At 45.9% G+C, this 16,051-nt stretch carries 14 protein-coding genes and 4 pseudogenes; 17 read left to right on the top strand and 1 reads right to left on the bottom strand.

The window, feature by feature from the left end:
• Positions 1-18: 18 nt before the first annotated feature.
• From Q0110_RS00540 to Q0110_RS00515, 6 genes are all read left to right on the top strand, one after another.
• Positions 19-1,203 carry an ATP-grasp domain-containing protein gene (locus tag Q0110_RS00540; protein WP_297900708.1) on the top strand — a complete coding sequence of 395 codons (1,185 nt, stop codon included), beginning with the start codon at positions 19-21 and terminating at the stop codon, positions 1,201-1,203.
• Positions 1,200-2,201: a polysaccharide deacetylase family protein gene (locus Q0110_RS00535; RefSeq protein ID WP_297900705.1), complete on the top strand. Its 1,002-nt coding sequence runs from the start codon at positions 1,200-1,202 to the stop codon at positions 2,199-2,201. The genes Q0110_RS00540 and Q0110_RS00535 overlap by 4 nt, the downstream gene beginning before the upstream one ends.
• Positions 2,189-3,169 carry a hypothetical protein gene (locus Q0110_RS00530; protein ID WP_297900702.1) on the top strand — a complete coding sequence of 327 codons (981 nt, stop codon included), beginning with the start codon at positions 2,189-2,191 and terminating at the stop codon, positions 3,167-3,169. The genes Q0110_RS00535 and Q0110_RS00530 overlap by 13 nt, the downstream gene beginning before the upstream one ends.
• The gene (locus Q0110_RS00525; protein ID WP_297900699.1) at positions 3,169-4,248 is read left to right on the top strand and encodes an EpsG family protein; all 1,080 of its coding nucleotides are present in this window, start codon (positions 3,169-3,171) and stop codon (positions 4,246-4,248) included. Before Q0110_RS00530 ends, Q0110_RS00525 begins: the two co-directional genes overlap by 1 nt.
• A 62-nt stretch (positions 4,249-4,310) precedes the next feature.
• Positions 4,311-5,333, top strand: a complete 1,023-nt coding sequence (locus Q0110_RS00520; RefSeq protein ID WP_297900696.1) for a glycosyltransferase family 4 protein — start codon at positions 4,311-4,313, stop codon at positions 5,331-5,333.
• Positions 5,334-5,486: 153 nt separating this feature from the next.
• Positions 5,487-6,302, top strand: coding sequence for a glycosyltransferase (locus tag Q0110_RS00515; protein WP_297900693.1), 816 nt, complete (start codon positions 5,487-5,489; stop codon positions 6,300-6,302).
• A gap of 1 nt (position 6,303) precedes the next feature.
• Here the strand turns inward: Q0110_RS00515 and Q0110_RS00510 are convergent, their stop codons facing one another.
• The gene (locus Q0110_RS00510) at positions 6,304-7,464 is read right to left on the bottom strand and encodes an AAA family ATPase (protein ID WP_297900690.1); all 1,161 of its coding nucleotides are present in this window, start codon (positions 7,462-7,464) and stop codon (positions 6,304-6,306) included.
• Positions 7,465-7,645: 181 nt separating this feature from the next.
• Here Q0110_RS00510 and Q0110_RS00505 point away from each other — a divergent pair.
• The 11 genes and pseudogenes from Q0110_RS00505 to Q0110_RS00455 all read left to right on the top strand — a co-directional run.
• A pseudogene (locus tag Q0110_RS00505) lies at positions 7,646-7,887 on the top strand (hypothetical protein); the annotation flags it as partial.
• 179 nt (positions 7,888-8,066) lie between these two features.
• Positions 8,067-8,999, top strand: coding sequence for a site-specific integrase (locus Q0110_RS00500; RefSeq protein ID WP_297900687.1), 933 nt, complete (start codon positions 8,067-8,069; stop codon positions 8,997-8,999).
• Between the two features lie 529 nt (positions 9,000-9,528).
• Positions 9,529-10,626: a transcriptional regulator gene (locus tag Q0110_RS00495; protein WP_297900684.1), complete on the top strand. Its 1,098-nt coding sequence runs from the start codon at positions 9,529-9,531 to the stop codon at positions 10,624-10,626.
• 53 nt (positions 10,627-10,679) lie between these two features.
• Positions 10,680-11,078, top strand: coding sequence for a hypothetical protein (locus Q0110_RS00490; RefSeq protein WP_297901348.1), 399 nt, complete (start codon positions 10,680-10,682; stop codon positions 11,076-11,078).
• 98 nt (positions 11,079-11,176) lie between these two features.
• Positions 11,177-11,734 (top strand): annotated as a pseudogene (locus Q0110_RS00485) (CpsD/CapB family tyrosine-protein kinase); the annotation flags it as partial.
• Between the two features lie 14 nt (positions 11,735-11,748).
• Positions 11,749-12,885, top strand: coding sequence for an MraY family glycosyltransferase (locus Q0110_RS00480; RefSeq protein ID WP_297900681.1), 1,137 nt, complete (start codon positions 11,749-11,751; stop codon positions 12,883-12,885).
• A gap of 20 nt (positions 12,886-12,905) precedes the next feature.
• A pseudogene (locus tag Q0110_RS00475) lies at positions 12,906-13,016 on the top strand (glucose-1-phosphate thymidylyltransferase); the annotation flags it as partial.
• Between the two features lies 1 nt (position 13,017).
• Complete coding sequence (rfbC, locus tag Q0110_RS00470; protein ID WP_297900679.1) at positions 13,018-13,596, top strand: dTDP-4-dehydrorhamnose 3,5-epimerase; 579 nt, start codon at positions 13,018-13,020, stop codon at positions 13,594-13,596.
• Between the two features lie 49 nt (positions 13,597-13,645).
• A pseudogene (rfbD, locus tag Q0110_RS00465) lies at positions 13,646-14,496 on the top strand (dTDP-4-dehydrorhamnose reductase).
• Positions 14,497-14,515: 19 nt separating this feature from the next.
• A complete protein-coding gene (locus Q0110_RS00460; protein ID WP_297900676.1) occupies positions 14,516-15,652 on the top strand; it encodes a dTDP-glucose 4,6-dehydratase in 1,137 nt (378 codons plus the stop codon).
• Between the two features lie 90 nt (positions 15,653-15,742).
• Complete coding sequence (locus Q0110_RS00455) at positions 15,743-15,991, top strand: nucleotidyltransferase domain-containing protein (RefSeq protein WP_297900673.1); 249 nt, start codon at positions 15,743-15,745, stop codon at positions 15,989-15,991.
• Positions 15,992-16,051: the final 60 nt, after the last annotated feature.

Here is a 16,051-nt window from a genome sequence, read left to right as displayed (position 1 = left end):
GTAAATAATAAAAGAGTAATGTGTTTTAGCAATAGAAAGATAACACCTAACGCTATCGTGTTCGGTGTGAACCATCATAATACATTGGGGATATTGCGCTCTTTGGGAGAGGCGGGTATAAGAAGTGACCTGATATTGATTGTAACGGATGATTCCGATCCTTATGTGGCAAGATGCCGTTATATAGATAATTGGGTGTGTGTGTCTGACGAACAAGAAGGGATGGGTGTCTTGAGGAAATGGGCCCTGACCGCCGGTTCTGGCGGTTATCGCCGGGTGGTTTTCCCCACTTATGATAGTGTATGCGAGATTTTAGACCGGTATTATGACGAGCTGGTCCGGTATTTACATTTGCCCTCTTGCCAAAGAAAAGGGGGGATGCTTTCTCTCTATCTTGATAAGGAGATTATGAGAAAGACCGCGGAGGACGTAGGTTTTAAGACCCCTCGGACTTATCAGCTAGATAGCTCCGGAGGAATTGATCTTCCGGAAGACCTGGAGTTTCCTTGTATGATAAAAAATATGAAGAGTGTCATTGGAGGAAAAGATCTGACGATATATCAGGATCGTGAGACTCTGTTGAATGGGATAATGGAGATGTCAAAGTGTTCCGCGCAAATACAGATTCAGCGTTTTGTGGAAAAGGATAAGGAAATACAGTTATTAGGAGCCTCTTTTGGAAAAGGACATAATTTAATAGCTTGTGTGTTAGATAAGATCCGGCAATATCCATTGAACACGGGAAATACTTGTTATGCCTATTTGACTCCTAGGATAGAAGAATATATCGATGTTGATAAAGTGAATGAATTCTTGGATGTATTGGATTATCGGGGTTTGTTCAGTATTGAATTTATCATAAAGGATAATGAGTGCTATTTCTTGGAGATTAATTTGCGTAATGATGGAAATGGATACGCGCCCATGACAGGAGGGGTTAACGTCCCGTATTTATATTATAAGGCTATGTCGGACCAATTACCTTTCAAATCCCGGAGGATACGCGGGGAATATCACTTGTATGTTGAAGGAAATGATTGGGCCAATATAAAGGATGGGGCGGTTTCCTTTATTCAAGCGATTCAAGAGTATTTGGGAAGTAAATCGAAGTTGTATTGGAATATTACGGATATGAAGCCTTTTGTCGCTTATTGGCTTTATATGATAAAAAGGAAAGTAACTAAATTCTTTAAAAAGGTATGAGAAAGAGACTCTTATCAATGTTTTACGCTTTATCTTATTATCTTGGTATCATCGCTTTTTTTTATTGGATAAACCGAAAGAAACAACGGGTCCTGGTTTATCATAATGTGATTCCGGATCAGTTGTGGGATGATACATTCCATCTAGTGACAAGTATACGCGAGAGCACTTTCCGCAAACATCTTGCTTTGATCTCTAAACGTTTTAGATTTTCCGGCCGGCTGGACGAGCGGGGTACGGTGATGTTTACTTTTGACGATGGGTATAGGTGCGCGAGGATAGCGGCTGGTGTTTTGGAGGAATATTCTACGACAGGGCTTTTCTTTATGCCGGTTGATAATATCGGCTCTGAGCGGCCTCTCTGGATCGATAAGATTATGTTGTGGTTCTCGTATGTGCCTGATGATGTATATGAGATAGGGGGAACACGTTATTCGTTGACTTCGAGAGAAGAAAGGGCCATAGGATATACGAACTATTGTAATCGGATGTATGAGGAATATCGTTTGTATACGCCTTTGCTTTGGCTAGAGGAGCTGGATGCGTTTTATCCTTTCCGGTTCTTATATGGCAATATACCGATGGAGCTATATTCCTTACGATTTACGGGACTGTCCGTGGGTGAGATTTCGATATTGAAGGAACGGGGCCATAAGTTTGGCGGGCATTCATCTCATCATGATATATTATCGTTGCTTGACCGGGACGAACTGCGGGATGATTTTATCCGAAGCTCAGACCTTGTAACGCGAGATGTTGTTAACACGGCGATTTATGCCTACCCCTTTGGGCATTTTAGAGATGTAAGCCCGGAAGTGATAGCGGAGTGCGAGAAGTCGATGTATACCCACGCGTTCATGAATGAGGACGTGAAGTCGCCGACTCCGTATACTCGCCCCCGGCTGAATCTGGGAAATAGTTTTAACCGATATGAACTGGAAGCGAGGCTTTCCGGATATCATCAATTCTTGAAAAATATTTACATATGGACTTTGTAATGATATGGGTCGATGGGAACGATCCGGAATGGCAGAAGAACTTCCTCAAGTACGCGGAAAAGGAGGAAGGGGATAAACGGATCATCCGTTTTCGTGATTGGGGTACTTTAAAGTATTGGTTCAGGGGAGTAGAGAAATTTGCGCCATGGGTCGATAAGGTGCATTTCGTGACTTGCGGGCATTATCCGGAGTGGTTGAATCTCGATCATCCGAAGTTGAATTTTGTGAGGCATTCAGACTATATTCCTCCCGAATACCTTCCCACGTTCAATTCTCATACGATAGAGTTAAACTTGCATCGTATAAAAGGATTGAGCGAGGAGTTTGTGTACTTTAACGACGATACGTTCATTATCGCTCCCTTGAAGCCTGCGAGATTCTTTCGTGGCGGGCTTCCCAGGGATATGGCGATTCTTAACGCTATATCGCCACAAGGCGGGATTATGCATATACATTGCAACAACACGAAATTCGTGAATGATCATTATGATAAGGTGGAGGTGCTGAAACGGAACCCCTTGAAGTGGTTTAACCTTAGATACGGTACTTGCCTTTTACGTACATTGGGGTTGTTGCCTTACAGGAATTTCACGGGCATTTTGGATCCTCATATGCCTAACGCTTATCTAAAGTCTACGTTTGTCCGGGTTTGGGAGGAAAACAGCCGGTTGCTTGAAGATACCTGTAAATGCCGTTTTAGAAACGACTCCAATGTAAGTCAGTATATCATGCGGTATACTCAATTGGCGGAAGGGACATTCGATCCCATTAATCCGTTTAAGACCTCTTTTTGTAACACCGGTATATCGGGTACGGCATTGAACACTTATTTGGATGTCATACGCAAGCAAAGTAAGCGGATGATATGTATAAATGATGATGATATAGCTGATTTCGAAGATGTTAAAGAGAGAACTCTTGAGGCTTTTGATTTAATTTTAGGTGATAAATCTACATTTGAACTCTGATGGTAGAAACATATTTGGTTTATAATTCGGTTCTCTTGTTTTCTTTTTTGTTTGCTTATATAGCGGAACGCTCGTATGATGTGAAGGTGGAGATGTTGGCTCGGATTTTATCGGCGCTCGTTCTCATCTTGCCTGTCGCGCTTAGAGACTTCCGGGTTGGAACGGATACCTTGACTTATGTATCTGTTTTTCAGTCTGGCTCAAATGTTCTAGAGCACTTTGAATGGGGTTTCCTGGCTTTGTGTGAACTTTTAAAGGATTGGGGATTAGGAGAACGTTCGGTATTGTGGATGATGGGCCTGCTTACGTTCCTTCCTGTATGTATGATTCTTCCGAAAAAGAAATTGTCTGTTTCTATGTTCTTTTATGTGGTGACTGTCTATTTCCTCGTGCTTTCCGGAAGCCGCCAGGTAATGTCATTGAGTTTTATTATTTGGGCTTTGGCCTCACTGCGATCAAAAAGGCATCCTAGGTTGAAGTATTGCATACTTGTATTAATGGCTTCTTCCATACATACTTCCGCGTTTGTATATCTTCCGCTTGTTTGCATTTATAAACTGACGCCTTCTCCTAAGCTCTATGGTGTGCTTATCGGATTGTTAATATTCGTGGTATTTACTTTTGATGTGGTAGGTATGATATGGAATATTCCGTGGATCATGGAGAGTGATTATGGGAATTATGCGATCAGTAGATATAATAGTGAGACGGAGTTAGGGTCGGGATATGGTGTAGCTATTCGGTTGATATTTCCATGCCTTTTTCTTTATCTTCTGAATCGTATTTATAGGCGTTTCGAAGTGTTGCCTTTGATGGGATTTATCTGTGTCGCTTATATCTTTAGTTATCTTCTGGCATTGCAGGTAGCTATTTTTAGCAGATTAGTGGCTTGCTTTTTAATAGTCCAATTCATGCTCCCATGCTATATCTTCCAAGTGCTATCCAGAAGATATCGTGTGATATTTCAATTGATGTTTGTTTTATTATATCTTTTGATTTATGAACAAGGTATTGCCACTAATTTGCGTATTCTTGGATCGGGGCTTGGAGTAACTCCTTATACCTTCTGCTTTCAATGATATTCTTGAATAATACTATAATAAAATAATATACGATGAGAATAGCTTATATCGTACCGTCGTTGGTATTAAAAGGTCCCGTGATTGTTGTGAAAGAACTTGTGAATGTCATGACCGCACATGGTCATGAATGCGTGGTTTACTATTTTGACAAGAGTGATGCTTCTTGGCTAAAGTGCGGTAATCAACGTATTAGTATGTCGAAAGCAATTGATTTTGATGGTTTTGATATCATACATTCTCATGGAATTCGTCCGGATATATATATGTCGATATTCCAAGGTAAACGGCATAAGGCAAAAGCGGTTACGACTTTTCATAATTTTATATTTCCGGATTTGGCTTCCCAATATAATCGTTTTATATCGATAATAGCGGGAAGGCTGTGGTTGTACGCGGCTAAAAGCCATGATAAGATAGTGGCTCTGAGTGAAACCGGAGTAGAGTATTACGCAAGGTGGTTTCCTAAGAAGAAATTAGACTATGCTTATAATACATCGGATGTAGACAAGACCCATGTTCTTTCCGATGAGGAGAGAGAGGTACTATTAGATTTTAAAGGGAATGATACCCTTTTAGGTGTTAATGCCCTGTTAACTCCTATAAAGGGTATAGACTTGATTATTAAAGCTATGCCTTTTATGGAGGGTTGTAAGCTATTCATAGTGGGATCTGGAAAAGAAGAGCGTGCTCTTCGTCGGCAGGCGATTGATTTGCAAGTGAGTGATAGGATTTATTTTGCGGGTTATCATAAAGAGGCGTATAGATATTTGCCTTTTTATGATGTTTTTATAGTATCCTCGCTCTCGGAAGGCTTTTCCCTGGTTATCCTTGAAGCCGCTCAATACGCGAAGAATGTTGTTTTATCTGACATCGATGTCTTTCGTGAGCTTTACACTGATGGGGAGGCGGCTTTTTTCCAGCTTGGAAATACCCGGTCTTTTGTTGAGGCTGTAAAGAGGGCGAAAGAAAGTAGAGCCATGGGACATAGATTAATGCGAAGATACAATGAACTCTTTTCTCCGGAAAAGTTCTATCGCAAATACCTTGATATATATAAGTCGGTTTTGTCTAAAACTGTTTAGTTCGTATCTATCGAAATACGTATATATAAAGCGGAACTATTGTCTCTTGTGTTGGAATATAGGTTTTAACCTACTAACAGGCTACCGGCAAGCTGGTAATTTTGGTTCCAATCGGAACTAATGGATTGATCAATCTCTACCCCAATTATATTTATGCAATCATTTTCAGTATTGCTTTCCTTGTATCATAAGGAGAGCGCGTTATTCTTGCGCCAAAGTTTGGAGAGTATCTTTACGCAAACACTATCATCGGCAGAAGTTATCTTAGTAGAGGATGGCCCGTTGACGGATGAGTTGTATGCGGTTGTAAGAGACTTTGAAGACCTACATCCTGAGCTAAAAGTAATTCTTTTACCGACAAACCAAGGTCTCGGTAAGGCTCTTAATGAAGGGCTAAAGTATTGTTCGTATGATATAGTGGCTCGTATGGATACGGATGATATCGCTAAGCCGGATCGTTTTGAAAAACAGTTATCGATATTTCGGGAGTATCCGGAGGTAGATGTGGTAGGCGCTTGGATAGACGAGTTTGAGGGGGAGGTGTCGAACGTGCTTTCTGTGCGGAAGGTACCCGAGTGGCATGGAAAAATTTTCTTGTTTGCCAAAAGAAGAAATCCGGTGAACCATCCGGTGGTGATGTTCCGGAGATCGGCTGTGCTAAAGGCAGGGGGATATAAACATTTTCCTTTATTCGAGGATTATTATCTGTGGGTACGGATGTTGATGGATGGTGCTCGATTCTACAATATTCAAGAGAGTTTGCTCTTCTTCCGTTCCTCTCCGGATATGTTTAAACGGAGAGGAGGGTGGAGATATGCCTTGACGGAGGTGAGATTACAGATGTTGTTTTACCGGATGAACTTTATTAATCTTTTCTCCTTACTAAGAAATATCTGTATTCGTTTGATAACTCGTCTTCTCCCCAATGACTTTCGCTCTTTACTTTATAAGCGATTCATACGAAGCTAAACTACCACATCATACCCATGAGCCAGAATGGAATAGCGTTGCCTACGGGGTAGTCGGTGTTGTCTCTCAAGACGTAGTCCGCTTCTTTAGGATTTTTGTTTTTCCCTCCGACTTCTAAGGTCTGTGATACATGGTCTTTTGTAATCACGTAATCGCCTTGCTTCTCGTTTTTCATGGCGTTTATCTCGTAACCGGCCCTGGAGAAGCAGTGGACAATGTAGGCCTCGCGTTCCGTGCCTTGGTCTGCGTTCAAAACCCTATAAGCGCATGGGTCCGCGAACAACATTTTTGCGCCAATGCTACGAGCTTTCGTGTCGTTGGGGTACCTTACTATTTTCAATAGATCCACACTTTCCATCACAAAGAGTAGTTGATAGAGTTTTTCCGCTCCTATTCCCCAATCGGAACATAAGGAAGTGACTTGTACACGAGGTATTGAGGAGTTTGCCAGTGTACCGATAATGGCTCGCATCACACGTAGGTTGTTCTCGGAGATGCTAGGCAGGAAGAACGGTATGTCGTTGTTGAGAATCTTGTCGATAACAGCCATGTAACGTGCCTCGAAATCTTTTTCTAGGTAGAAAGGGCGTGTGCCGTAACTACGATAATTGAGGAAATGATTCAGTAGCTCTGCGTCCGGTTGTGTAGGTAGTATCGTATCTCCTAGTTTGTACTTGGGGTATACTCGGCCAGTCTCGAGATAAAGAAATTCTCTGAACGACATTAAAGGCATCTGTATCGCTACATAACGTCTGGACAAGTCTGCCTTGCCATCACGAAGTACTAACGATGAGGAATCTGAGATCCAGATGATCTTCCCTGGATAGTCATCATACAAGGCCTTTAGATGTATGCTCCAATTTGATGCGTAGTGAATCTCGTCGATAATAACACCTTCATAGCCAAGCATGAATATGCTATTGACTATGTCGTAGAGTGGTTCGCCAATAATCTTCGGATTATCGGCAGAAAAGTATAATATGCGCTTGCCTTGTGAATGATGTAGTAGAAATGTGGATTTACCACATCCTCTGGCACCGGTTAGCATCAGGTTTTTGGGGAGCTCGTCGAACTCCGTGGTGAATGGTCGCAGTCTCTGCGGGAGAGCCGCTAATCGGCGTTGCATGGCCGCTACCAGTGTTTGGAGTATATTTGTATTCATGCTATGGGAATTATATTCACGTACAAAATTACCGAATTATTTCTGTGATAGAAAGAATTTATGCGAGAATGTTTCTGTGACAGAAAGAATATTGGTGTTTTTCTTTCTGTCGCGGAAATAGTGCGGGTTCCCGGATGGATATCTTTGAGAGGCTCTCTTTGATGAAAAAAGGGCTTTTGGGGCCTGCGTGAAGTTGGAGGCAAATGCCGGAGAGGAATATATGTTTCGCGAGCGAGCCGTCGGGACCGGAGCTATCGCCGGGCTATTTGCCTCCATTCACGAATTTTGCAAAGACTTATCCCCCCTGGAAACCTTACCTTCCCCCGAGACCTTACCTCCCCCCCAAAACAACTCGACGATCCGCTATTCGCCAAGGCCAACCTACCTTTCGCCGGAGAGCGTTACATGGGGTACCTCCGTTTCCGTGGCAAGGAAGCGGGGGCTATGTCGGTAGACAAGTCCGTGTCTGTGGATCTCCGACGATCTGGCTGTAAACTGAGACAAGTATCCCCGGCCAATCGAAAGTCATTGGAAAATTCTACATGCTTCTTCCAAGTCCGTATTACATTTGCTAAGTTTTATCACGTAAAAATAGCGATAGTATGGAGAAAAAGGATTTAGTAGAAGGAATGAGATTATATATCTATGAGTTACGTATGGACGGACGTTATTCCACGGCGAAGAGCTATCAGGATGCGTTGAACTCATTCATGCGTTTTTGTGGGTTGGAGGTGATACCTTATATCTATGTCAATAAGGAGAACCTCCGGCGTTATCAGGCCTTTTTGTTGAACAGAGGATGCGCATGGAACACGGTGTCGACCTATATGCGTCGGGTCCGTTGCGTGTACAACATAGCGGTGGAGGAAGGGCTGGCCCCCTATATTCCCTATTTGTTTAAGGGGGTTTTCACGGGGGTGGAGAACAAACGCAAAAAGGCGTTACCGCAGGATCTATTGCGTTCCTTGATGACGGCGCCGCTGGACGATCCGGAACTGAGAAAGACACGGCAGGCATTGTGCCTGATGTTCCAGTTTTGCGGTATGGCGTTCGTGGATTTCGCCCATCTGAAAAAGAGGAATGTCCGGGATGGGGTCTTGGAGTATAAGCGCCAGAAAACGGGTACTCCGATGCTTATAGAGGTACAATCCGCGGCATGGGAGTTACTGAGGGAACTGTCAAGTGATGTGGGGAAGGACTCTCCTTATCTGTTTCCTTTCTTGAAAGGGGTGAAGGTAGGGAAAGAGGCCTATAAAGAGTACACTTCCGCGTTGGCCCATTTTAACCGGAACCTGAAGAGGTTGGCGAGAACCTGCGGTGTGGCTATCCCGATCACCTCATACTCGATCCGTCATTCTTTTGCGACGATCCTGAAAGAGCAGGATGTCCCGATCGAGATGATCAGCGAGCTGTTGGGCCATAAATCGATCAAGACCACGCAAATCTACCTGAAAAGCTTCTCGTTGGAAAAGATGTCCGCGGTGAATAAAATTTGCTTTGAGAGCGTGTACAACCATGTACCAAAAGTAGGGTAAGGGAGTAGGCTACTTAGGGAGTAGCGTATTCTTTCACGGCGCAAATGTAGTAAAAAATAATTAAAAACAAGCAAACCAATCGGCCTGTTTACTCATTGTATGCGTTTGATCCTCTCCATTCTTTGATTTTCCTGTTTTATCCTAGACGTACAGACATGGTGATGCGGGCGAGACGACCCCTTGTTTCCGGTATCATTCCACCATGCCCCATAACCTGCGCGTATATCCTTGTAGAGACGGGGCGTGCCTCGTCTCCCACCGTCTGATAGTATTTTTAAGTTACCATTTTGAGGGGATGAGACGGGGCACGCCCCGTCTCTACAACCGGGTGATAACCGTTCTCCCGACTTTTAGGCTACTCCCTAAGTAGCCTAATATTTCGAGAGATGGTAATTTTCAGTAATACCATATCCAAAAATATAAGACTCTGTTTATCAAGAAGATATAAATGATTCTTGGTAGGGCTCTGAATTGCCTCTGAGTCAGTTTTCGGGTCATGGGACAACCGATAGGAAAGATGGTCATGAGAATGGATATATTGACAGGCGAGTGCCCGGATAGGGCCATGGCGCATGTCCGCGAGAGGCGTGCCCAGGAGGCCGTCCGCTGGTACGTGCTCACGCTTCCTACCGCCGGTGGCGGGCGTGACAAGATCACTCCCTCCAAGGGACTGGACGCTGAGCTCTCCCGTCGTGAGCGTCGTGGAGAGACCTTGTTCGAGTATTTCGCCCCCTCGTATGTCGAGGCGAGGAAGGTGGGCGGCAGGATGGTCAACACGAGGCGGCCCCTGCTTTACAACTACGTGTTTATCCACGCCTCCGAGAACGAGATCTTCTGCCTGAAACGTACGCTTCCCCTATACAACTTCCTTCCCCGGGTGTCCTCGGGTGGGCGGTCTTATTTCCCCTACCTGTCGGATCGTGAGATGGATACCTTGCGTTGGGTCGCCGCGTCCTACTCCAACGAGCTTCCGGTGTACGTGCCGGATAGCGGTCGCCTGCTGAGAGGCGACCGTGTGCGTATCACCTCCGGCCCGTTTGCCGGCATGGAGGCCGAGGTTGTGATCCAGCCGGGCGGTGGGCATAAGGACGTGATGGTGCGTATCCTCGATTGCATGTGGGTCCCCTTGCTCGAGGTGAAGACCGGGGAGTACGAGTTGATCGAGCTGAACACCAAGGGGAAGCGTGTCTATACCCATTTGGATAACGACCGCCTGTCGGAGGGCTTGCACGAGGCCCTGGGCCGTTATCATGCCTCCGGCGGCGTAAGCGAGGAGGATACCCGTCTGGCCCGTGAGGTCCTGCGCGGCTATGCCTCGCTCCATGGGGGGACCGACGTGATCCGTTGCAGGATTTACTCGTTGCTCCTTCCGGCCTATAGGCTGTTGGGGGAGGAGGCCGAGTTCGAGCGTTTGCACTCCACGCTGCGTGGTATGCTCCCTGCGATAAAAGCGGTACAATCCCGTGCCTTGTTGCTGGTCACGCTTTACGGTTGCACGGACAGCAGCCTCTACCAGCGCATGGCGCACGAGGTGGTAGACCCGTGGCGGGACGAGGTTTCTCCCAAGAAGAGCAAGTCCGTGTTGCTGCGTCGTTTACGGGATTACGACCGTTGGCTCGGGCATTGATCCGGCTGACGATTGATGATTGACTGTTGTGTGCGGCGAGAAATATCAAGGGTATGAGAAAGGACGGAGAAAGATGCGAGGTACCTTCCGGCATCCGGTTGATGAACCTGTTGCGCGGGCATTTGGAAGAGATCATGGATCGCGAGCGTGCGAATCGCACTTCCATCCATTTGTATTGTACGGGGGCTTACTGGGTGGCGTTCGAGCGTTCCGCCTACCAGTTGCGCCTTGTTTTCCCGGATAGCGAGACCACGCCGATGCGTTTGTACGCCTACCCGTTCCCGATCGTGATGGCCTCGGTGTCGGATCGCTCGCTGCGCTCGTACGCCCGTAGGCATGTCCCGTGGCGGGACGAGGGGGATCACGTGACGCTGACCGTCCCCGTTTTTCCCCTGTCGGACTACCAGGCGTGGCATGCCGGCGAGGTGGAGGGCCTGCCCTTGTTAGGATAAAGGCCGTATCCTCCGGATGGCTATGGCCGTCTCTAGCGGCTGGGAGACCCCTTGGCTTTGGCCGATAGGCTGACCCTGCTTTGACATATACCACTCCGGCCATCTGCCTTACCTATCTGGGCAAGAGGATGGTGGGTATGGACATTCGCAAGCCCGGCCTGAACAAGGTGTTCAACCTCTCCCGCAAGGCGGAGGGCATCACGAGCTACCTGAGCGACCCCGACCACGTGAGCCTGTCCGACATGGTCCAGCGGTCCGACATCAGCCCCAACCTCGACATCCTCCCGGGCGGTCCCATCCCCCCGAACCCGATGGAGCTGGTTGCCCGTGACGTGCTGGAGAAGGCTATCGCCCAATTGAAAGAGAGTTACGACTATATCATCTTGGACACCGCCCCAATCGGGATGGTGACGGGCACGGCTATCATCGGCCGTGTGGCGGACATGTGCGTGTGCGTCTGCCGCGCTGACGTCACGCCGAAGGCCGGTTTCAGCTACGTCAACGTGTTACAGCGGGAGCGTAAGTTCCCGAAGCTCGCTACGGTGATCAACGGCCTTGACATGACGAAGCGCAAGAACAGCTACGGCTACGGTTACGGCCGTAAATACGGCTATGGGAAGGGCTATGGTTTCGAGGCTAGGGAGAAAAAGAAATAACTAATACGCTAGTCATGCAAATAACATTATTACTACTGTCGGGTTTCATTTTTTCCATATTGTTCGGCATGGTTATTATCCCGAGGATATTGGTGATTTCTCATAAGAAACGGTTATACGATGTCCCGGATTCCCGTAAGGTACATACGATGCCGATCCCTCGTCTGGGGGGCCTGTCGTTTTTTCCGGTGATCTTGATGTCGATGTTCTTGGTGATAGGTTTTCGCTTGTATTTTTGGAATATGGGCTCGTCGAGTCTGTCGTTCAATATGCTCTATGAGTATCTTTTTCTGTTCGTGGGCATGACGTTGCTTTATCTTGTGGGTGTCTGCGACGATCTTGTGGGTGTTGGCTACCGTTATAAGTTCGCCGTCCAGATCGTGTCGGCGTTATTATTGGTATTGTCCGGTAATTGGTTCGACTCCTTGGGAGGCTTGTTCGGTGTATACTCGGTTCCCGCTTGGGTGGGTATCCCCGTCACGGTCTTTATCGTGGTGTATATCACGAACGCCATTAACTTAATAGATGGTATCGATGGCTTGGCCTCGGGCCTGTGTTGTATTGCCTTATCGGTCTTGAGCGTGATCTTCTTTATCTGCATGCAGTATGTGTACGCTTTGTTGGCCATTTGTACGCTGGGAGTCCTCATGCCTTTTTGGTGTTACAACGTTTTTGGCAACGCAAACCGTGGCCATAAGCTTTTCATGGGCGATGCCGGTAGCCTTACGCTGGGCTACGTGATCAGTTTCCTGATCATCCATCTGTGTGTGTCGAACCAAGTCTCGCCAAAGTTGCCAAATCCTTATATGGTAATCGCTTTCTCCACGGTATTGGTTCCTTTACTCGATGTAATCCGTGTGGTGTTTCATCGCCTTCGTAATCATAGGAACCCGTTCTTACCCGATAAGAATCATTTCCATCATAAGCTGCTCCGTACGGGTATGCGTGTACGGATGGTGATGGTGACGATTCTGTGCGTATCGTTTTTTTTCATCGTGTTGAATGTCTTATTGGCCATGAAAGTAAGCGTCACCTGCCTCTTGTTCTTGAACTTGGTTTTATGGTCTATCCTCCATCTGTCGATCAATAGGTTTGTCACTCGGAATCGGGAACGGAAGGAGAGGGAGGAAGCCTTCAGAAGGAAATTTTAACTCCTTGGTCTTAAGATATAGAGAAACAAATGCGAGAGTTGGCGCAGCCCATGCTTAAGAACCAATATGGGCAATATCTACTAAAAGTAATTGAGGAATTGAAGGAGACAGGAGATCCGAATTTAGGTTAAGATGGAGGTATTTAAGACAGATATAGAGGGCGTGGTGATTATTGAGCCGATGGTGTTTAATGACGCTCGGGGATATTTTTTCGAGAGTTTCTCGCAACGTGAGTTTGAGGAGAAGGTTCGTAAGATAAATTTCGTACAGGATAATGAGAGTATGTCCTCATACGGGGTGATGCGTGGCTTGCATTTCCTGAGACCTCCCTTTACTCAAAGCAAGTTGGAACGTTGCGTGAAGGGATGCGTACTTGATATAGCCGTGGATATTCGCAAAGGAAGTCCGACATATGGTAAACATGTAGCCGTTGAATTGAGTGAGGACAACCACCGCCAGTTTTTCGTGCCCAGAGGGTTTGCCCATGGTTTCGCTGTGTTGAGCGAGACTGCCGTTTTCCAATACAAATGCGATAATTTCTATGCTCCGCAAGCGGATGGGGGCATCAGTATAAAGGATGAAAGTCTGGGAATAGATTGGCAGATACCGGTGGACAAGGCCCTTCTTTCGGAGAAGGACATCAAGCATCTATGCTTGGAGGATTTCGACTCACCGTTTGATTATCATGTAAACTTATACTCTGAATTTTAATAAGATGAATATATTGGTGACTGGAGCCAACGGGCAGTAGGGAAACGAGATGCGTATCATCGCTCGGGGAAGTGACGACCACTATGTATTCACAGATGTGAATCAAGAGGAAGAGGTAGAGACTGCCTTTTGGGATATTATGGATTTGGAGGCTGTGAAGAAAATAGTTGTGGGGCAGCGCATAGACGCTATCGTGAATTGTGCCGCCTATACCAATGTGGATGCGGCTGAAAGTAATGAGAAATTGGTGGAAAAGTTGAACGCTGGTGCTCCTGAGAATTTGGCAAAGGCGATGAAGGAGATAAATGGTTTGTTGATACAGATATCGACAGACTATGTTTTTGGTAAAGAAACGTACAACATACCTTGTAAAAAGGATCAGAAGGGTACGCCTACAGGTGTTTATGGTATGACTAAATTGCGTGGCGAGCAGAAGATCATCGCTGTCGGTTGTAAGCATATGATTATCCGTACCGCTTGGCTGTACAGTGAGTTTGGGAAAAACTTTTGCAAGACGATGATGAATCTTACCGCTACCAAACCACGACTTAATGTGGTATTCGATCAGGTGGGGACACCGACATACGCTTACGATCTGGCGAAAGCCATAGAGATTGTATTGCATGATTATGCGACGGACATGGCCTGCGATATTTATGGTAAGAGTGGCATATATCATTATTCCAATGGAGGAGTTTGCTCTTGGTTTGACTTCACTAAGATGATAGCCGAATACAATGGTATGGCGGCTTGTGATGTTCAGCCCTGTCATAGCGACGAGTTCCCCACCCCGTAAAACGTCCATCCTACTCCGTGTTGGACAAAACCAAGATAAAAGAAACATTCGGGATTGATATTCCATATTGGACGGAATCCTTAAAACAATGTATCGCTAATTAAAAAAATAACCGTAAGAATCATGGTAAAACGAAATATAGTAATCACTGGTGGTGCGGGCTTCATCGGTTCTCACGTTGTACGTCTGTTTGTAAACAAATATCCAGAGTATAACATCATTAATTTAGACAAGTTGACCTACGCCGGCAACTTGGCAAACCTGAAGGATGTGGAGGACAAACCAAACTATAAGTTTGTGAGGATGGATATTTGCGACTTCGAGGCGTTCTATAAACTGATGCAAGAGGAACGGATCGATGGCATCATTCATTTGGCTGCGGAGAGCCATGTAGATCGAAGTATCAAGGATCCGTTTACATTCGCCCAGACAAACGTAATGGGTACTTTGGCTTTGCTTCAAGCCGCTAAGTTGTATTGGGAAAGCCTACCAGAGAAGTATGAGGGTAAACGCTTCTATCATATCTCTACCGATGAGGTTTATGGAGCGTTGGTCATGAACCATCCGGGAGGAATTGAGCCACCGTTCACGACAGCGGCATCCTCCGGTGGGCATCACTTGGCATATGGGGATGATTTCTTCTATGAGACAACGAAATACAATCCTCATTCGCCCTATTCGGCGAGCAAGGCAAGCTCAGACCATTTTGTCCGTGCCTATCACGATACCTACGGCATGCCGACCATTGTTACAAACTGCTCGAATAATTACGGCCCCTATCAATTCCCGGAGAAACTGATACCCCTGTTCATCAACAATATCCGTCACCGTAAGCCGCTTCCGGTCTATGGCAGGGGTGAGAACGTGCGCGACTGGTTGTTCGTGGAGGATCATGCCCGTGCGATAGACCTGATTTTCCACAATGGCAAGATCGCCGAGACCTACAATATAGGTGGTTTCAATGAGTGGAAGAATATCGACATCATCAAGGTGGTGATCAATACGGTTGACCGTCTGTTAGGCCGCAAAGAGGACGAGGACATGGATCTGATCACCTACGTGACCGACCGCCTCGGCCATGACGCACGCTATGCCATCGACTCAACCAAGTTGCAAAAGGAACTCGGTTGGGAGCCCAGCTTACAATTCGAGGAGGGGATAGAGAAGACGGTGCGTTGGTATTTGGATAATCAAGGGTGGATGGATCAGGTGACCAGTGGGGAGTATCAGAGGTATTATGAGGGGATGTATAGTAAATAAATGCTATACAACCCTTGCTAATAATTTGTAAATCATAAATCATAATTTACGATTCTTTCCTATATTTACCTTGTTATAAATAATTTGTCTATGACTAGATCTCAGTTAATACGTAAGATAGGGAATTTGCTTCACGAGATAGTTCCGCAAGCGGGGATTATCCTCTATGGGTCGCAAGCCAGAGGAGATGTGGAGATGGATTCGGACGTTGACTTGTTGATTTTAGTGGATAAGGACAAACTCATTTATCAAGATGTAGTGGGGATCACTTACCCGCTTTATGACTTGGAACTGCTGGAAAATGTTACGATCAGCCCCTTGATCTATACAAAAAAATAGTGGGAAGAGAGACCTTTCAAGACACCTTTTTATGTGAATGTGGTGAATGAGGATATTAAG

The sequence above is a fragment of the uncultured Parabacteroides sp. genome, assembly GCF_947855115.1.
GTDB lineage: Bacteria > Bacteroidota > Bacteroidia > Bacteroidales > Tannerellaceae > Parabacteroides.
The sequence above is the reverse complement of the archived record's forward strand: the minus strand, read 5'-3'. Positions and strand labels throughout refer to the sequence as shown.